The following is a 17,420-nucleotide window of genomic DNA, read 5'->3' as shown; positions in this document are numbered from 1 at the left end:
GGCACAGGAAGCCAGCGCCAGGGCGGCGGCGAGGGCTCCCAGGAGGAGAGTGCGGCGGATCACTGGCGGACCCTCGGGAGTACCCGATGGGCGGAGTCCAGGAACTCGTCTGCGATCCTACCCATGACCACGAAGGGGATGAGCGGGAGCATGACGACGCAGCGGATCGCCACGGCCCACCAGCGGCGGGCACCGGGCTTGGTGTCGAAGATGTTCTTCATCAGGCGACTCCCATGATGACGTGAAGGGGGACGTACCAGGGCCAGAGGGCGGCCGGGGTGAGGCTGGCGAGGTTGAGCCAGCAGGCAACGAGAGCGGCTTTCATTTCGAGCGACGGTCCTCGACGGTGAAGTGGAAGTTCGTGGCGAAGGCCTGCATGTCGAAGCGGGCCTGGAGGTCGACGTTGAGGACCTTGAAGACCTCGCGCATGAGTTCGGTGAAGCGGGCCTCGACGACCTTCATCACCTCGTCGCGGAGGAGGTCGGTCAGTTCCCGCTCCATCCGCTGCTTGACGGCGTCGAGGACGTAGCTGGACTGGAGATCAGAGACGTTGCTGACTTTCACTGCAGGTTCTTCCTTTCGGCGCCGATGGCCTTGACGGCTTCCTGGACGACGGGTTGCGAGAAGTAGGCGGCGAGGCCGACCAGGAGGTCGACCGGGTCCACGCCGGGGCGGACGATGAAGACGGCGCTGACGGCACTGAGGTCGTGCCGCAGGAAGCCGCCCGACATCACTTCCTCGGGGTCGTTGACGAACACGAGGGGCTGGGCCTGTTGGCTCACTGGGTGTGTTTCCTTAGGAGTTCGAGGCCACGGGCGGTGATCAGCCACTTCCTTCCGAAGCGGCCCGGCGCGAGGCGGGTGGTGATGAGATTGGAGGAGGCGGCCCAGGCGAACTCAGGCGCATGGGACCGCGCTAGGTCACCCTTCACGGACGGAGGGTTGACCCAGCATTGACGGAGGACTTCGACCTGCTCGTCAGTGAGTGGCGTACCAGCTGTCGCCGACCTTGAAGTCGCCGTCGAGGGGACACTCGAATTTCCAGTGCTCACCCGCGAGGCGGATACTCTCTTTCGCGAGTTGACCAATGGTCTCTCCTAGTTCTGCGTCACACTCGATCTGCCACTCATCGTGGATGTTGGCGCAGAACTCGTAGTGCAGACCGGGGATGTAGCCTCGGGCTTGGAGTTCCTTGTCGAGCAAGACTAGGGCCTTCTTCATGAGCACCGCGCCAGCGGACTGGAGCAGCGTGTTGAGGGCGGAATGGGACGAGCGGCACTGGAGGCGGCGACCGTCGAGGCCGCGAAGCCACCGGGGGAGCACCTTGCCGGCCTTGTTCTTGGCCTTGCCGTCGACCCTGGCCTTGACCATGGTGACGAGCTTCCCGAGTGCCGGGAGGTTCTTCATGAAGCGGGAGCGCGAACGCTTGCCCCAGGCGATCTCTTGGCCCTTCGGGGCTTCAAGGATCGAGCCGAGCTTGGCGTCGCCGGCGCCGTAGATGAAGGCGTAGAACCAGACCTTCGCCTGGGCGCGGGTGCACCCCAGGGCGTTGGCGTTCACGGTGTGGATGTCGGTCCCGTCCGAGGACTTCCCGTGGAGGACCGTCTCGATGTACCGGGCGTCCCCCATGTACGCCGCGAGGCAGCGCAGTTCGAGGGCAGCAGCGTCGGCGCCGACCAGGACCTTGCCCTTGCGGACGACGAAGAGCATGCGGCATTCCGCACCCCAACCACCGGCCCGGCCGTAGAGGATGGAGTCGTCCTTGGCCTTCTTGACACCAGGGACCTGGGCCATGTTCGGCTTCGAGTGGGTCATGCGACCCGTCACGGCGCCGTTGGTGATCACCCGGCCGTGGATGCGGCCATCCTTGGCGACCGCCTTGATCCACGCTTCCTTGCCATCGGCGATCTGGCCGAGGCGCTTGGTGACCATCAGGTAGTCGACCAGCAGCTTCGCCTCGGGATAGTCGAGGGTTTCGAGGATGCTCTCGTCGACCTGGGGTCTACCGTCCGGGGTGAACAGCAGGGGCTCCCAGCCGTACTTGTCCTTCAGGACCTTCGCGATGTGGACGCGGGAGCCGGGGTTGAAGGTGATCAGCTTCTCGGTGACGTAGGGCTGACCCTTGACGCGGCCGAGTTTCTTGTTGCTGGCCCCGGCGATCTTCTCGGTGCGGATGACCCACGGAGGGACGAGCGCCTGCAGCTGCTGCTCCAGGTCGTACTTGACCCCACCGATCTCCGCGATCAGGGCGTGGGCTCGCTCGATGTTGAAGAGGAAGCCCCACTGCTCCTGGCGGAAGACGATCTCGGCGACGTCGTGTTCGAGGTCGTAGCTCTCCTCGGACCAGTTCTCTTCGCAGAGGCGCTTCCAGAGCTTCTCGGTGACCACCACGTCCTGGACGGCGTAGTCACCCATCTCCTGGTTGAAGTGTTCCCAGGAGCCGCTGTAGTCCCCCTTGTACTCCATCAGCCGGTAGCCGAAGGCCTGGAGGCTATACGCCCCGATCATGTTGCCGGGGATGCGGCCCTTCTTCTGGAGCTTGAAGTCGCGGTCGCGCAGATCATCCTTCGGCCAGACGACGCGGGCCATGATGATCGTGTCCCTGATCTTCGCCTTGATGACGAGACGCGGGAACAGCTTGCGGAGGACCGGGAGGTCGTAGCCGATGATGTTGTGGCCGACCAGCAGCTTCGCGTTGGCGAGGCGGTCAAGGCCTTCGGCGACGGAGATCACGATGACGTCGTCGGGCGGGATGTAAGGATTGTCGGTGGCGATGGTCTTCTGACCGGTCGCGAAATCTATGAGCGTGATGCAGTGGAGGACGCTCACCTCCGGTAGGAGACCGTTGGTCTCAAGGTCGAAAAACAGTTCTTCGTTCACGCCGTCCCTTTCGACTGGCGGGTGGGTAAGGGTCCCCCGTGGGAGACCCTCAGGACAAATCAGCGGCGGGAGTAGAGGCGGGCCTCGGCGTCGTGGCGGGTTTCGCCGGGCAGCCGGAAGTCACGCAGCTGGACGAGCCGGTCGAGCGGGGCGCTGGTCGAGAAGTAGATCTCGGACTCCCAGCCATCGAAGCGGCGCTCGATCTCCAGAGCGATCCGGTAGAGGCTCATCGAGACCGGCCCCTCGGCGACGTCCATGAAGGAGATCGGCGGGGACAAGGTGAACTCGAAGCAGCGCCCCATCGGTTTCGCGGAGGGACGCGGGATCGACCCGAGCACCCTATCGTGGTTCTTGCTGTCGACGATCTGGACGCGCTGCTCGGGCTTCAGGAAGGCGCGGAGAGCCTTATCCAGGTCCTTCGCGTCCTTGAGGCCGTGCTTGTCCATCACGTTGCTGACGGCGATGTAATGGGAGATGTCCTTCCCATCGAGCATGAGCTTGCTGTGCATCAGATGAAATCCTCGGTGGTCGGGAGGGCGGGGCGGACCAACGTCCAGCCTGGGTACTTCGCGGAGATGCGGTCCCAGCGGCGCAGGCTGCGGTCCGTCTCGTCCACGCTCTGCTGGCGGCAGACGGTGAAGCGGCGGAACGCCTTGTCGTTGTGGTAGGCGAGGGTCTTGCGGACCTCGACGCCATCGGTGCCGATCTGGCAGATGCCGAAGTCGACGCGCTCGGTGACCGAGGCCAGCGTGACGGGCATGTCAGCGAGGCCGATCACGTTCACCTCCCAGCCGAGGCAGCTGAAGGTGTCCGAGAACTGGCAGTCGCTCTCGTTGAGGCACGACGAGAAGTCGCAGCCCTGGACGTGGACGGTCGTGGGGTCGATCCCCAGGAGGACCGAGAGTGCACCCACGGAGACCCTTCCGGCGTCGATGAAGATGTCGAGGTCCTTGACCGGGCGGCCATTGTCGAGGTCGCGCAGGGCGCCCCCGGCGAGGATCGCTTCGGGGTGGATCGTCTGGACGGCGGCGAGGATGGTGAGCCACGCGCCCGGAATGTCAGCGATATTCATGGATGCTCCTTCAGTCTCCCTTGCGAGACCCTTGGGTTAAAACGGCACGTCGTCGTCGAGGACGGTGCTGCCTTTGGTGTGATCCCTGAAGCCGTGGGCTTGGCCTTCGGGAGGTGCGTCAGAGGGGACGAGGCGGGACTGAGCGGCGGCGTATCCGAAGTGGATCACCTTGCCGGTCGAGCGCCCCGAGAGGCGGTCCTTCAGGATGCGGAACGTGGTCAGCGTGGCGATCTCGGGATCGTCGTGCTGCTGGTCTCGCTCCATGCCGAACATGAAGTTGCACCAGAAGCCGATGGCCCGGCTGCCCTTGAAGTGCTTGATCATGACCCGGCCACCTTCCTCGTGGGACTTGCCCTCGGGGGTGGACAGGTGGCTGACCAGATGGATGACGACGTCGAGTTCCTTGGCGAGCATGGCCACGGCGGCCATCATCTCCTCCAAGGCTTCCTTCTCCGCGAGGTCGGAGCCGGCCGCCAGGGCGGTAAGGTTGTCGACGTAGAAGAGGCGGATACCCTCGGCGTGCCTGAGGTGGCGGATCGCAGCGGCCACGACGTCCCATTCGGTGGACCCGAAGTTGTCGTAGAAGACGATGCGGTCGTCCTCATCGAGGCGATCCAGCTGGATCTCAAGCTCCTCCTTGGTCCAGGTCCCATCAGGAACGTGGAAGGATTTACCCGCAAACTTGCCGGCCACCCGAAGAAGGGTCTCATCGGCGGGCTGCTCCAGGAAGAACAGGCCGACCTTCTCCTGCAGGACGTCGACATCGTGCTGGACCTGCTGGACCAGGAAGTCAGTCTTGCCCACGCCTGTGCCAGCACCGAGACAATAGACGCCAGTGCGGCGGCCATAGGTCAGTGCGGTCAGGCGCTCGTCGAACCAGGGTAGCCCGATTACCGGGTCGGCCAGGGCTCGAGCCTTGACGTCCTTGATGCGGAGCAGGCCATCCGGCCGGTACTCCTTCGCGCCCCAGATGGCGTCGATGATCTGCTTACCAGCCCCGTCGAGGAGCGCCTCGTTGGCGTCCTTGTAGTCGGGCATGGCGGCGATCTTGACGCGGCCTGCCGGGAAGAGCAGGGCGCATTCCTTGGCGGCGGCGATCCCTTCCTCGTCGTTGTCGAAGAAGAGGATGATCGTCTCGAAGCCGAGGCACCATTCGATGGCGCGCGCGATGGACTTCTTCGCGGCCTTCGCTCCGTTCGTCACGGAGACCACCGGCCACTTGAGGTCCTGCACCTGGGCCACCGACATGGCGTCGATGTAGCCCTCGGTGATCACCAGCATCTTCCCCTCGGAACGCCATGCCTGCTGACCGAAGAGGCCTGCCTGCTTGATGTTGCCGACGATGGGGAAGGTCTTGTCCTTCGTCCGTAGCTGCTGGGCGACTAGCTCTTCGCCCTTGGTGTCGTAGAGATCACCGACATGGACGGATTGCCCTCCGTATCGAGCACCAATGCGATACCCGAATTTCCGTAGAGTGCGCTCCTGGAGGCCGCGAGGTTCAAGGTCGTCGTATCGACCTTCAAGGAACTCCGCAGAGCGAGCCATGCGCGGTACCACTTCATCACCTCGCTCTTCCCCGCCGTCCTTCGGTGGGTGAACGTAGGTGTCGCACTTGTGGCAGAACTGGTGGCCGTCGCTGTAGAGGGAGTTGGCATCGGATGACCCGCAGTTGTCGCAGGCTATGTGGTAGAGAAACTCGCTCTCGTTCTCGTCGTGGTTACGCGGAGGCATGAACCTCGACCAGCTGGAGCTTGGTCTTGAACTCGCCGACGACCTGGAGAACCAGGAAGGTGTCGTTCTGGGCCTTGCCGGGGAGCGAGGCGACCTGCCCCTCGGCATCTTCGTACGTCTCGTAACCACCCTGGGCTCCGAGCGGGCCGGTGATCGAGACACCACCAGCGCCATTCACGGCGTGCTTGACGATATAGAAGCGCCCGACCTGGGCGTCCTTGGAGTACAGCTTCATGAGTGCTCCTTGAAAGGAAGAAGCCCCCGCCGCCTGGAGGCAGCAGGGGCGTTGCGGTTCAGCCGATGACTTCGAACTCGTCGCGAGCCAGCGGCCACGTACCGGGGGTCTCGTCGAAATCGATCTGGACGCGATAGCCCCACTCGCCACCCAGGATTTCCTGCAGCGTCCCCTGGGCGCCAATGTTCGCGCTGGCGCCGACGTCCTTGATCACCCGAATACGAGCGCCGATGACCGGCTCCAGCTTCGGAGCACCCAGCGAGTACCGGGTGTAGTTGCGGCCGGTGATCTTGTGGGTCCGGCGCTCCTTCACGACGACCACGCCCTTCTCCTGCATGTCGCAGATTCGGCGGGTGAGGACGGCCGAGGTGATGCCGTAGTCGGCCATGGCCTCGCGGGCCGAGATCGAGCCGGTGCGCTCCATGTGGGCCAGGAGGGTGCGGGCCTGGGGGGTCAGGTTGAGGGAAGCGAAGAAGTTCTTGTTGGTCATGGGATGAGCCTTTCTCAGGGGAGGTGCGTAGGAACGCTGGCTGTCAGAACGGAAAGACCCCCCGAGCGAATGCCCGAGGGGTCCGGTGGTGGTCAGATGGAGGGGACTGGTTCCGACCAAGCGGGGAGGACTTCCTCCTCCAGCTTGTGGACCTTCCAGAAGACGAGACGGCTCTCGACTTCCTTGCCGCCCCAGTCCTCGGTGAAGAATTCGTCGGGCATCAGGGCTTTGAAGTACGTCGTGAGGTGCCCGTCGCTGGGCTCCTCGGTGAAGTACCCGGCGACACCGGAGTCACCGCTCTCGGTGTTGTAGGTGACGAACCAGAGCGGCTGCATCACTTCACCTCGGCGAACAGGAGGGCCGAGACGAACTTGCGGTAGTGGCCGGCGATCTTCTCGGCTTCGTCGGTGCCGTTGATGATCCGGCGGGCGCCTACGGCGTCAGCTTTGGTGCCGTCGAAGTAGGTCCCGAGGCGCTTCTTGGTGAACCAGCCTTCGATCATCCCGACGAACAGGATGATGACGGCGAACTCGGGCCGCATCACAAGGTCCGGTGTCTTGGTGAAATCGACGGTGTCGTCGATCAGCCCAAGCTCGCGGAGCCGGGTGGTGGCCTTGGCGTAGTTGTAGTCCCAGGTCAGCTGGACATAACCGCGACCCCAGAAACCGGTGGGTCCGTACTTGCGGCCCTTACCTCGGCCGTACTCCTCAATCGGGAGCATGGTGTAGGCGGTCTCATGGAACGTGGTGGCCAGCGCGTAGGCGAGAAACTTCAGGGAGCCCTGCGGGTACATGGTTTCCCATGCCGTCAGGATGAACTCCATGCCCTTCACCTGATCCGGCGTCAGCTTCCCCTTCGGGAACATCGGGCGGACCGCAGCGAAGAACCGTTCGCGGTCGTACTTCACTTCTTGGGTGGCTCCTTGGTGAACTTCGCGATCACCGCCAGAGACTTCTCGTTGGCAGGCTCATCGAGCCACGCCTGAGGGATCGACTTGTCCGCGTAGAGAAAGCCGTGCTTCACACACCAGTCGGCGTAGGTGGTCTTCGACCCCTTGCTGATCGGCGACTTGCTGCGGCTGAACACGAACCGGATGTCGGCATCGGGATGAGCGGCCCGCACCGCGAGGTGCTTCTGCCGGTCGGCCGTAACGAAGCGGCCCTTGCTCTCGATGATGATCCCGTTGGGGAGGGGGAAGTCTGGGGTGTAGTGCTGCTGCTTGACCGGCTTCACATACGGGAGGCGGATGGTCTCGAACGCCACCCGGACGCCGGCACGCTTCAGCTGCTCGGCTAGGGTATCTTCAAGGCCCGAGCGGAAGCCGTGCTCGATGCCAGGGTCTTTGGGGGCCGCCATGCGGCGAACCCCCCTCTTCGGAAACGGCAAGGATCAGAACTTGTCGTCGTCGGCCGGAGCCTCGTCATCGCCGGCATCATCGCTGACGTCGTCGTCAGCCTGATCGTCCGAAGCGACGTAGCCGTCCTGCTTCTGGAAGCCGAACGACGAGGACGAACGCTGGGCGCCACCCTCGGACACCAGTTCGAGTACCTGGACGGCCTCGATCTGCAGCTTCACGCCATACTCGCCCTTCGGGTTGACCCAGGGGCTGGCGCTGTAGGCCACGATCAGCTTCGAGCCGCCGTAGACCAGCTTCCGCATGGCGTTGCCGACCGCGTCGAACAGCGGGATCGTCCGCTTCCACGGCTTGCCGGTCTTCTTCGAGACGCCCGAGGCGGTGGACTTGAACGAGGCGACCGTGTTGCCGGTCTCGTTTCCGTCCTCGTCGACCTCCTCGAAGATCGGAAGGTCGGCCGCCTTGGCCTCGACCTTCTTCTTCGTCTTGGCCGTCTGCTCCTTGGCGAATTTCTTGGCCTTCTCCTCGGCGACCTTCATCTGGTCGGCGACGATCTTGTTGATGCCCTTGGCCTCGGCCGTGGGGAAGGAGAGCTTCACCTTGAACTCGCCCTCGGTCTTCCACTTGGTGTCGGCGGTGTTCAGGTAGGGAAAGATCGCGATGCCTTCCGGCGACTGGTGGGTCGGGAGCTTCTCGCGCTTTTCGTCAGCCATGTGTGGTCCTTGTCAGAATGCAAAAAGCCCCCGACCGGATGGCCAGGGGCTGGGATGGGATGGGATCAGGTTGCCGGTTTGGCGGCCGGCTTGGAGGGAGGCGGGATGTTCACCGCGAGCCACTTCTGCTGCTCGATGGTGAAGCCCTGGCCCCGAGGCGGGAACACCCCAGGGAACGGGGTGCCTCTCATGCGAACACCGCCAGGAACGCGACGATGAACGCGATGACCGCGAAGACCCGCCAGAACGTCCCGTTCGGGATGTCCAGGTCGTTGAAGTAGCAGAGGTCCTCGGCGTTCATGCCGCCAGCCACTTGCCGTCGACGTGCTCGAACGTGTGCTTCGCCCGCTGGCCGTTCATCTCGACGATGATGCCCTCGGGGTTCATGAAGCCCTCGGCGGCGTAGCTGCCCCCGTAGCGGAGCAGTTCCATCGCCTCGGTGACCTTGGCCGGGCTGTACTCGCCACGGTAGATGACCGGGACGACCTCGACGCAGTTCGGGAACTCCTCGGGCGGCACGTTGCGGCCCGACCAGCGCATCGCGTCGAAGAGAGCGAACCGCTTGTGGTCCAGGCCGTAGCCGCGCTGGATGCCGTTGCCGTACCATTCTCCGAAGTGTCGGCCGTCACCGAGCTTGACCAGTTCGGAGGCGTTCTGCTCGACCCAGCCGGCGAACCCGTAGTTGTCCGTGAGTTTACCGGGGGTGATCAGACGGGAGCGGCTACCGACGCCGACGATCTGCCCGTTCTCGATGATGATCTGGGCGTTGGTCCCGTCGAGCTTCTCGGTGATGATGCACCAGAAGGCCTTCGAGATGCGCGGGGTCTTGGGGTAGGCGCTGAAGATGCTCACTCCTCGTTCTCCGTCGCCTTGTATTCCTTGATCTCGTCGCGGGTCATGACTCGCCAGTCGTCGGCGAACTTCGAGAGACCGTTGGCCTCCACGAAGGCCTTGACGTCGATCTCGGTCTTGAGGGGGACCATGACCTGGAAGCCGCGAGCGGCGACGCGGGTGTCGATGCCCTTGCTCGGGGAGGTGAGGTAGGTGACGAGGTCGAGTTCAACGCCCTCGGGGCACTTGATGATGTCGCTCATGGGTGTCTCCAGGTGGACCCTTACTTCGCGTAGAACCGCTCCAGGGACGGAACGTCGTAGCCCTCGTCGCGAAGCGTGGCGAAGAGCGTCATCGGGATGCGGCGGCCCGCCTTCCAGATGAGGATGGCACGGGCGAGGGCAGAGGTTTCACGATCCATGGGTTGCGGTCCTATCTATTAGGGAGGGCGGCTCAGGCCGCGACGTCGAGGAAGGACTCGGGGAAGGTCTTGTTACGGACCATGGTGGGCTCGCCTTCGATCACTTCGACGGAATAGAGCAGGCGTCCGGTGACCGGCCCCACCTGACGTCCCTCGATACGAACGAGGGTGTCCTGGTAGCGGCGGCCGTTCTCGTTGATCAGGGCGTACTCGCCGATCTCAAACTTGAACGCCGGGGGAGCGGCGGTCAGTTCGCTCTCACAGGCGCCGACCGTGTAGCCGGCCTTGGCGCGGAGGGCGTAGGGCTGCCGGCCTGTCTTGCGGGACACCGGGAAAACTCGGATGACTGTGCACTCGACAGGGGCGCCGAGGGTGGCCAGGAGAACGGTCTGGCCGAGAGCGAACTTCGCCATGGTGAGGGTCCTTAGGTTTGCGGTCGGATGATCTAGGTTTATCGTCCTAGGAAAGTCATCCTGTCAGGGCGTGTCGGGAGCGACCGAGTTGTCCTCAGGTCTCGTTGCGGACGAACAGGCGGATGGCCTCGAAGTCCGTCCCCAGGTGGCTGTCGTGCGAGTACATGAGGTTCTTCGCGGCGGTCAGCGCGTCCTGGAGTTCGATGCCCTTCTCCTCCAGGTAGATGACGGCGGCGGCCACCAGGGCCAGCGGCTGTCCACCTTCGGAGGTGCGGTTGGCGACCTCGCTCAGGGCGGCGAGGGTGGCCTCGGCCGTGGCCTGCCGGGGGGCATTGACCATGGCCATGTGGAGATCAGCGGCGCTTCGCATTGCGGCGACCCTTCGACTGGTTGGGGAACAGGGTGGCGACGACCTGCCGAGCGAACTCGCGGCGCTCGCTCTTCGAGAGGGGCGACCGGTCGAACGTGTGCGCCCGGCCCTCGGGGTCGGTGAGGATCACCTCGTCGTGGGCCGCGCCGATGCGGATGGTCATCTTCATGGTGGACTCCATCGGTGGGAGAATTTGATTTGGCGTAGGTGGGGGATGGCTCGTCACACAGAGGGACTTGGGTCTCCCTTCGTGTACCCTTCAGGCAAAGAAGTAGTCGCTCTCCAGAACGTTGGAGAGGTCCAGGGTTCCCCTTGCCGGGAGGTTCGGACGGAGCGCATCGGGCGCACACCGCGAGGTCATACTCACGGCGAACATGGCGATGGGGTCGGAGCCCTCGTACATGTTGACGAAGCTCTCGCGGATCAGATGCGAGAACAGGTGGGTGTTGGCCGCGTGGGTCCCGAAGCTGTCGTGGACCATGGCGAACGACGTCAGCCCTGCATCCTTACCTTCGAGCACCGCGAGGCGCATCGCCGTGGCGTCCATGGAGTGGACCCAGTTCGGGGCGACACCGTTCAGGTGCTCCCTCTTGTTGATCTCCTGGGTCTCGGTTTGGAGGGTGTGCTTCACGACCGACCCGAACAGAGTGGTGTCGATCCTCCTCCCGGCCATGTTCATGTAGCGCTGCTCGATCAGGAACCCGTCCGGGGTGATCCAGCTGGGCGCCTGATTGTTCTCCAGGACGAGCTTGGTGTAGCACTTGATCCAGTCCATGGCGGACCGGGCGGCGACCACGGTGGCCGTGATGGCGGCCCAGACAACCGGCTGCAGGAAGAGGGCCGCGCGGAACAGTCCGTCCTCCTCCTCACTCTTGAAGAAGGGGTTCTTGCCCTTCGCCTCGACGACCTCCTGCAGACCCTCCAGGATGTAGGCCATGCTCGACCGCTGGCCGATCCCGTAGGGCAGGCACATGACCGACCGCTTGGTGATCTTGCGGTTGAGCCCGAAGGACAGCCACTGCTGGCAGTAGGTGCGCCAGTCTGTCTTGCCCTTCACGACCGCGCCCTCGTCGTTGACCTTCTCGGCCTCCCACTTGGAGACCAGTTCGGCCAAGAAAGGGTCTCTTATGGTGGACCCTTTGGGCAAAGCAAGGAGTTCCGACAGGATCAGGGACGCCTTGTCGGCGACCGTCTGGTAGATATCGGCCGGCTCATCGCCCGGCAGCAGGTTCACGGCGCGGCCTCCTTCGAGATCGCGGAGGGCTGCGCTGTAGTGCTGGATGCCGTTGCAGCTGCCATCGAGTCCGACCGGGACAGAAGACAGGAAGACCTCGCCCTTGGCCTCGGCGTCGAGGAGGGCGGCCCACTCGAAGCACCACGCCAGGAAGCAGAACGGCTTGTCGACCGCCTTGTTGTTCCAATGCCGGAAGCCGGCGCCGAGCGGGTCGTTGGCGCAGAGTAGGATCATCTGCTCGTTGTCCTGGACCCACTGGATACGCTTGGCGAAGGACACCTTGTCCACTCCGTAGCTGTTGGCACCGTGCACAGCGAGCCACATGCGGGCTTCATCGGTCTCGATAGGGAGACCCTTAGAAAAACGCAAGAGGCTCTTAACGTAGTCGTTGCCCTGGGGGTTGAGGAACATGGGGATAGGATAGGCCCGGCCCCGGAAGTCCAGCTGGTGCGGGAAGTAGATGGCCTCGTAGGGCGCCATCTTGCGGGCGACTGTGAGCACGTCGCTCAGGGCCTTCCGCTTCGAGGTGATCTGGCGGTGCTCCTTCCATTTCTCGGCGGCGGCCTTCATCCAGGCCTTGGTCTCTTCCTCGTTGAGCCCGAGGGGGCGAGGCCCAGGCTTCTCCGGTTCGGCCGAGGGGATACCTTCAGCCTTCATGCCGGTGTCAAAAAGCTCCTCGATCACAGCGAGCATCTTCCGGTCGACCACCCAGGCGGTCTCCTGGATCGCGTTGATGGCCTCGTAGACGGCGGCAGGCTGGTCGCGGCGCTTCCCGCTGATGACGAAGCGGACGCGGTGAGCCATGCCCGACCAGTAACCGCCATCCTTCGGCCCAGTCCAGGGCTTCGGCGGGACGATGGTCGGCAGGTAGCTCGGGCTCAGGTAGGCGAGCACTTCCGAACGCTGGCGAATCACCTCCAGGACCTTCGGGGTCGGGGCCAGTTCCTGGACCGACTTGAAGGAGCCGCCCTTGAAGTAGGTGACGGCCTCGAAGAGACCCATGGGCTCCATGAGGTTGATCAGGAACATGCCCAGCTTGTGTTTGATGTCCTGGTCCCACTTCAGGGTGACGCCGGCCTGCTTGGCGAAGCGACGGGCGACCGACCGGCGATAGTGGCCAGTCGTGCTGCCGCCCTCGATCTTCTCGATGGTGGTCGCGTAGTCCTTGGCGCTCCTCTCCTTGAACTGCTGCATGATCACCTCGTCCTCAATGTTCGAGCCGATCTCGATGGCCACGGACTGGAGGCGGCGGGGCTTGCTGATGTTGTTGAGGCAGACCCGGAGAGCGAGCGCAGCGGCGACCTCAGCGTCGACCTCCATCAGGTAGGGGATCGCCTTGTAGTTGCCGCCGCTCTTCCCCATCACGGCCTCGGTGATCACCCGCGTGATCTCGGCGGCGACGTGGTGGACGGTGTCGCGGAGGAGGGAGACGCCGTAGCCGGTGCTCGCCTCACGGCCCTGGGCGCGGGCCTTCTCGACCTGCACCAGGAAGCGGCGCTTGCCTTCCGAAAGCATCCACTCTTCGAGGGCCAGCTGGTCGGCCATCAGGGGGTGATCCATAGGTGGTCTCCTGGGTGGAAATCATTGGGAAACGGAGGGGGACGGAGAGGGCGCCCTCTATGGTGGGGGATGGCCCGTCACACAGAGGGACTCGGCGGGGCCACCTCGGGCCGCGCGGCGCTCGTCACGTCAAAAGGTCACAGGTCTACCGTCGTGGACCCTTAGGGCACAGCTTGGGACCCTTGTGTCACAAGGCTGATCCTTGTGACGCCGAGCGTTTCAGCGATTTAGGAAAACATCAGTCTATTCAGGTGGACCGTCACCAGACGGACATCCTGTCCGCATATACGGCGGCATGCGCCCGTCCATCGCGAGACTTTCGCACCGCGACGACGGAGATATCAAGTAAAGGCCGTTAAAATCGGGTTTATGCCGCAGCGTCAACCGATGCGAACCGGCCGCAGCAGGAAGGCCGGCACATGATCGCCGAGGCCTTTCACCTGCGGGCCGTCATCGTCGTCGCGATTGCGCCGCCGCCCGTCGCGCTCCTTGCGCTCCGGGGTTCCGGGGCGGATGGGCTGCTCGGCTTCCACCTGCGGACGCGGGCGCCGCGCGGCGTCGCGCCGCTCTTCGACGGCCTCGACGACGGCGGGGACGGCTTCCGTTTCGCTATGGCCGCGCGGACGGCGTTCGCCGCGTCCACGGTCGCGCTCGCCCCGTCCGCGGTCGCGGGAAGACGAGCGCTTGTCGTCGCGCTTGCCGCGGCGTTCCTCGCGGGGGGCTCCCGGCGGCAAAGCGTCGAGACCCGCTCCTTCATAGGCGATGCTTTGGCCGGTGAGCTTCTCGATCGCGGCGACGAGCTTGTCGTCATGGCGGGTGACGATGGTGAAGGAGGCGCCTTCGCGACCGGCGCGGCCGGTGCGGCCGATGCGGTGGACATAGTCCTCGGCATGGGTCGGCACGTCGAAGTTGAAGACGTGGCTGACGGCCGGAATGTCGAGGCCGCGCGCGGCGACGTCGCTCGCGACCAGGATCGGATTCTCGCCGGTGCGGAAGGATTCGAGCGCCGCCATGCGGGCGTACTGGTCCATGTCGCCATGCAGGGCGACGGCGGGGAAGCCGTGGCGCAACAGCGATTTGTGCAGCGTCGCGACATCGCGCTTGCGGTTGCAGAAGACGATGGCGTTCTGCAGATCGGTTGCGCCCTTGATGAGCTTGCGCAGCGTCTCGCGCTTCTCAAAATCCTGCGGGTTGGAGGCGATCAGCCGCTGCGTGATGGTGGTGGCGGCGGTCGCGGGACGCGAGACCTCAACACGGACCGGGTTGTGCAGGAACTGCTCGGAGATCCGGGTGATCTCGGGAGGCATGGTCGCCGTGAAGAACAGCGTCTGCCGGGTGAAGGGCACGAGCTTGCAGACGCGCTCGATGTCCGGGATGAAGCCCATGTCGAGCATGCGGTCGGCCTCGTCGATGACGAGAAGCTCGACGCCGGTGAGCAGCAGCTTGCCGCGCTCGACATGGTCGAGCAGGCGGCCGGGCGTCGCGATCAGGACGTCGACGCCGCGGGTGATCTTGGCGTCCTGATCGCCGAATGAAACGCCGCCGATCAGCAGCGCGACCGAAAGCTTCTGATTGACGCCGTAGCGGGTGAAGTTCTCCTCGACCTGCGCGGCAAGCTCGCGCGTCGGCTCCAGGATCAGCGTGCGCGGCATCCGGGCGCGGGCGCGGCCCGTCTCCAGGATCGTCAGCATCGGCAGGGTGAAGGCCGCCGTCTTGCCCGTGCCGGTCTGGGCGATGCCCAGAACGTCCTTGCGGGCCAGCACATGCGGAATGGCCTGGGCCTGGATCGGAGTCGGTGTGCTATAGCCGGCGGCCGTGACAGCCGTCAGAACCTTTTCACTCAGGCCGAGTTCGGCAAATGACATGCGTATGGCGCTTCTTCAGAGTCGGTGACACGCGGCGGGATGGGTCCATCAACCGCCACGCTGGCGCGACAACAGTTCCTGCGCGCCTTCGGACCCGTGTGGAATGCAAAGAAAACGCGGCAAAGTCAATCACGTAGCCAGAAAAGGACGATTTTTGCCCGATGAAGGACCCGCTCGTTCTCGTCCCCGGCCTCAGTTGCACCGCCGCGCTCTATGCTCCGCAGTGGTCGCGGCTGGCCGATGGCCGCCTCGTTCTGGTCGCAGAACACAGCCGCGACGACAGCCTCGGTGCCATCGCTGAGCGTCTCCTGGCGGCTGCGCCGCCGCGTTTTGCACTCTGCGGGCTGTCGATGGGCGGCTATGTCGCCTTCGAGGTGCTGCGCCGGGCACCGGAGCGCGTCACGAGGCTGGCGCTGCTCGACACCAGCGCCAAGCCGGCGACCCCCGAAAGCAATGAGCCCCGCGCCCAGATGATCGATCTCGCGGAGAAGGGGGCCTATGACAACGTCACGACGCTGCTCTGGCAGCGCCTGGTGGCGCCCGCCCGGCTGACGGACGAGCCGTTGCGGCTGCTGGTGCGCCGGATGGCCGACGATATCGGAGCCGACGGTTTCGTGCGTCAGCAGAAGGCCATCATGCAGCGGCCGGATTCGCGGCCGGTCCTGACGGGCCTATCCCTCCCGACATTGGTGCTGGTCGGCGAGGAGGACGAGATCACCCCGGTGGCGGAAGCGCAGGAAATGGCCGGGCTTGCCGGCGCGAAGGCGAGGCTGGCGACGTTGCCGGGCTGCGGCCATCTCTCGACGCTGGAGGAGCCAGAACGGGTGGCGGCGGAACTGGCGCGCTGGCTGGCCTGAAATCAGCGGGGCAGGGCGCAGGGGTCGAGCTTCGTCGCGTTCGCGGTCTGGCCGATGGAGCCGGTGACCATCGGATCGACCGGCTGGCGCTTCGCGGCAGCAAGGCTCGCCTGCGCCAGCTTGTCCCTGTCGAGGCCGGCCGTCTGGTTCGAGACGAAATTGGCGGCGATGACCGACAGGAAGGCGATCGCCGCGGCGGCCTTGGCGATGTCGATAGCCGCCGTGCCGCGATTGTTCTTCCAGAACAGTTGGATCAGGCGCATTGCGCTCTCCATGTCCCGTGTCCGCACGGGTATGGCGCAAGCATGCACCGAGAGCGGTAAAAGCTTGGTTAGCCGGATCTTTCCGGAAAGCGCGGCATTTTCAGGATGAGGGGCCGGTCTCGGCCGATCGCCCTTCGAGGCGCGCCCGATGCTCGCGAAAGAGCTTGCGCAGCGCCGCCAGCACGGCGCCGACGCCGGCGCGCTGGCGCGAGACGTCATGCGAGAGCAGGTAGATGTCGTCGCCGGTCGCGTCCGGCGGCGGCGCGATGCGCCGGAGGCCGGGGTCGAGATCGGCCATGAAGCAGGGCGCCATCGACAGCGCGCCGGCCGAGCGGATGCTTTCATAGCGTGCTGCGGAATCGCCGACTCGGGCCGCAATCGGCCTGCCGGCCGCGAAACGCAGGATATGATCGTCGATGCGCGAGGAGGTTTCGCGGTTGACCGAGATGATCGGCGCCGTCGCCGGATCGACATCGTGGCGGCAGTAGAGCGCCTGCATCAGCCGGCCGATCTTCTGCGCGTAGTAGCCCGGTTCCGCTGGCGGGTTGCTCATCCTCAGCGCGATGTCGGCTTCCCCACGGGCGAGGCTAAGCCGGTCGCGCGTGCTGATGATGACGATTTCGACGCCGCCGGCATCCCTGGAGACCGTGGTGGCGTGCATGGTCAGGAACAGGCTGATCGAAGTCGTCGCGGTGACGCGCACCGGCGCATTGGCAAGCGGACGGGCGGCATCCGCCCGCGACAGGAAGCGCCGGGTGGCTGCCTCGACCTCACCGGCTTCCGCCGCGAGCTCGATGCCGATTGCCGTCGGAACGAGGCGGTTGGCCTCGCGGATGAAGAGCTGGAGGCCGAGGTCCTTCTCCAGCACCTTGAGCCTGCGCGTGACGGTGGCCTCGCTTAAGCCCAGCCGCGCCGCCGCCACGGCCATCGACCCGCCGCTGGCGATGGCGTTGAAGATCCGGATGTCGTCCCAGGAAGCGTTCCCGGCGGGCGCCGCCAGATCGCCGTCGCGTCGAGATGGAGGTGGAGCAGGCTCGGCCATATCGTCAGGGACGGCTCGCCGAGCGGGGCGCGGCTTCTGCGATCATGATCGTCCGGGAAGCGGAAGGGGTTCGACATGCGCGAACCCTGC

General features: G+C 64.8%; 24 protein-coding genes. 1 reads left to right on the top strand and 23 read right to left on the bottom strand.

The features are described from left to right. Nucleotides 1-59: 59 nt before the first annotated feature. From AB6806_RS23775 to AB6806_RS23675, 21 genes are all read right to left on the bottom strand, one after another. Nucleotides 60-221: a hypothetical protein gene (locus AB6806_RS23775; RefSeq protein WP_370955682.1), complete on the bottom strand. Its 162-nt coding sequence runs from the start codon at nucleotides 219-221 to the stop codon at nucleotides 60-62. A 100-nt stretch (nucleotides 222-321) separates the two neighbouring features. Next, entirely contained in the window at nucleotides 322-564 is a 243-nt protein-coding gene (locus AB6806_RS23770) for a hypothetical protein (RefSeq protein WP_370955681.1), read from the bottom strand. Next, nucleotides 561-782 carry a hypothetical protein gene (locus AB6806_RS23765; protein WP_370955680.1) on the bottom strand — a complete coding sequence of 74 codons (222 nt, stop codon included), beginning with the start codon at nucleotides 780-782 and terminating at the stop codon, nucleotides 561-563. The genes AB6806_RS23770 and AB6806_RS23765 overlap by 4 nt, the downstream gene beginning before the upstream one ends. Before the next feature lie 195 nt (nucleotides 783-977). Continuing rightward, entirely contained in the window at nucleotides 978-2,879 is a 1,902-nt protein-coding gene (locus AB6806_RS23760; RefSeq protein WP_370955679.1) for a DNA polymerase, read from the bottom strand. Between the two features lie 59 nt (nucleotides 2,880-2,938). Then, the gene (locus AB6806_RS23755; RefSeq protein WP_370955678.1) at nucleotides 2,939-3,388 is read right to left on the bottom strand and encodes a hypothetical protein; all 450 of its coding nucleotides are present in this window, start codon (nucleotides 3,386-3,388) and stop codon (nucleotides 2,939-2,941) included. Then, entirely contained in the window at nucleotides 3,388-3,951 is a 564-nt protein-coding gene (locus AB6806_RS23750) for a nucleotidyltransferase family protein (protein WP_370955677.1), read from the bottom strand. The genes AB6806_RS23755 and AB6806_RS23750 overlap by 1 nt, the downstream gene beginning before the upstream one ends. Before the next feature lie 36 nt (nucleotides 3,952-3,987). Beyond that, complete coding sequence (locus AB6806_RS23745) at nucleotides 3,988-5,682, bottom strand: toprim domain-containing protein (RefSeq protein WP_370955676.1); 1,695 nt, start codon at nucleotides 5,680-5,682, stop codon at nucleotides 3,988-3,990. Further along, nucleotides 5,669-5,917 (bottom strand): hypothetical protein, encoded by a 249-nt coding sequence (locus tag AB6806_RS23740; protein ID WP_370955675.1) that lies wholly within the window; start codon nucleotides 5,915-5,917, stop codon nucleotides 5,669-5,671. Before AB6806_RS23740 ends, AB6806_RS23745 begins: the two co-directional genes overlap by 14 nt. 58 nt (nucleotides 5,918-5,975) lie before the next feature. Further along, entirely contained in the window at nucleotides 5,976-6,407 is a 432-nt protein-coding gene (locus tag AB6806_RS23735) for a helix-turn-helix domain-containing protein (RefSeq protein WP_370955674.1), read from the bottom strand. 92 nt (nucleotides 6,408-6,499) lie between these two features. Further along, on the bottom strand, nucleotides 6,500-6,742 hold the full coding sequence (locus AB6806_RS23730; RefSeq protein ID WP_370955673.1) for a hypothetical protein: 243 nt from the start codon (nucleotides 6,740-6,742) through the stop codon (nucleotides 6,500-6,502). After that, entirely contained in the window at nucleotides 6,742-7,314 is a 573-nt protein-coding gene (locus AB6806_RS23725) for a hypothetical protein (RefSeq protein ID WP_370955672.1), read from the bottom strand. The genes AB6806_RS23730 and AB6806_RS23725 overlap by 1 nt, the downstream gene beginning before the upstream one ends. Then, on the bottom strand, nucleotides 7,311-7,763 hold the full coding sequence (locus AB6806_RS23720; RefSeq protein ID WP_370955671.1) for a hypothetical protein: 453 nt from the start codon (nucleotides 7,761-7,763) through the stop codon (nucleotides 7,311-7,313). The genes AB6806_RS23725 and AB6806_RS23720 overlap by 4 nt, the downstream gene beginning before the upstream one ends. 33 nt (nucleotides 7,764-7,796) lie before the next feature. Beyond that, complete coding sequence (locus AB6806_RS23715; protein ID WP_370955670.1) at nucleotides 7,797-8,474, bottom strand: hypothetical protein; 678 nt, start codon at nucleotides 8,472-8,474, stop codon at nucleotides 7,797-7,799. 297 nt (nucleotides 8,475-8,771) lie between these two features. Then, nucleotides 8,772-9,326: an RNA ligase family protein gene (locus AB6806_RS23710; protein WP_370955669.1), complete on the bottom strand. Its 555-nt coding sequence runs from the start codon at nucleotides 9,324-9,326 to the stop codon at nucleotides 8,772-8,774. Further along, nucleotides 9,323-9,568: a hypothetical protein gene (locus AB6806_RS23705; protein ID WP_370955668.1), complete on the bottom strand. Its 246-nt coding sequence runs from the start codon at nucleotides 9,566-9,568 to the stop codon at nucleotides 9,323-9,325. The genes AB6806_RS23710 and AB6806_RS23705 overlap by 4 nt, the downstream gene beginning before the upstream one ends. Before the next feature lie 20 nt (nucleotides 9,569-9,588). Next, the gene (locus AB6806_RS23700) at nucleotides 9,589-9,726 is read right to left on the bottom strand and encodes a hypothetical protein (RefSeq protein ID WP_370955667.1); all 138 of its coding nucleotides are present in this window, start codon (nucleotides 9,724-9,726) and stop codon (nucleotides 9,589-9,591) included. Between the two features lie 32 nt (nucleotides 9,727-9,758). Further along, the gene (locus AB6806_RS23695) at nucleotides 9,759-10,139 is read right to left on the bottom strand and encodes a hypothetical protein (protein ID WP_370955666.1); all 381 of its coding nucleotides are present in this window, start codon (nucleotides 10,137-10,139) and stop codon (nucleotides 9,759-9,761) included. Nucleotides 10,140-10,233: 94 nt separating this feature from the next. Continuing rightward, nucleotides 10,234-10,485, bottom strand: coding sequence for a hypothetical protein (locus AB6806_RS23690; RefSeq protein ID WP_370955665.1), 252 nt, complete (start codon nucleotides 10,483-10,485; stop codon nucleotides 10,234-10,236). Between the two features lie 7 nt (nucleotides 10,486-10,492). Next, the gene (locus AB6806_RS23685; RefSeq protein WP_370955664.1) at nucleotides 10,493-10,678 is read right to left on the bottom strand and encodes a hypothetical protein; all 186 of its coding nucleotides are present in this window, start codon (nucleotides 10,676-10,678) and stop codon (nucleotides 10,493-10,495) included. A gap of 90 nt (nucleotides 10,679-10,768) precedes the next feature. Then, on the bottom strand, nucleotides 10,769-13,288 hold the full coding sequence (locus tag AB6806_RS23680; RefSeq protein WP_370955663.1) for a DNA-directed RNA polymerase: 2,520 nt from the start codon (nucleotides 13,286-13,288) through the stop codon (nucleotides 10,769-10,771). Between the two features lie 395 nt (nucleotides 13,289-13,683). Next, nucleotides 13,684-15,168 carry a DEAD/DEAH box helicase gene (locus AB6806_RS23675; protein ID WP_370955662.1) on the bottom strand — a complete coding sequence of 495 codons (1,485 nt, stop codon included), beginning with the start codon at nucleotides 15,166-15,168 and terminating at the stop codon, nucleotides 13,684-13,686. Between the two features lie 161 nt (nucleotides 15,169-15,329). On the opposite strand from AB6806_RS23675, the gene AB6806_RS23670 reads away from it, so the two are divergent. Then, on the top strand, nucleotides 15,330-16,025 hold the full coding sequence (locus AB6806_RS23670; RefSeq protein WP_191124389.1) for an alpha/beta fold hydrolase: 696 nt from the start codon (nucleotides 15,330-15,332) through the stop codon (nucleotides 16,023-16,025). 2 nt (nucleotides 16,026-16,027) lie between these two features. Here the strand turns inward: AB6806_RS23670 and AB6806_RS23665 are convergent, their stop codons facing one another. Then, the gene (locus AB6806_RS23665; RefSeq protein ID WP_112762267.1) at nucleotides 16,028-16,288 is read right to left on the bottom strand and encodes a hypothetical protein; all 261 of its coding nucleotides are present in this window, start codon (nucleotides 16,286-16,288) and stop codon (nucleotides 16,028-16,030) included. A 100-nt stretch (nucleotides 16,289-16,388) separates the two neighbouring features. Then, complete coding sequence (locus AB6806_RS23660) at nucleotides 16,389-17,330, bottom strand: LysR family transcriptional regulator (protein ID WP_370955661.1); 942 nt, start codon at nucleotides 17,328-17,330, stop codon at nucleotides 16,389-16,391. Between the last annotated feature and the right edge of the window lie 90 nt (nucleotides 17,331-17,420).

This window comes from Allobosea sp. RCC_152_1 (assembly GCF_041360765.1).
GTDB lineage: Bacteria > Pseudomonadota > Alphaproteobacteria > Rhizobiales > Beijerinckiaceae > Allobosea > Allobosea spartocytisi.
Note: the sequence above shows the minus strand (reverse complement) of the source record. Positions and strands in the feature narration are given on the sequence as shown.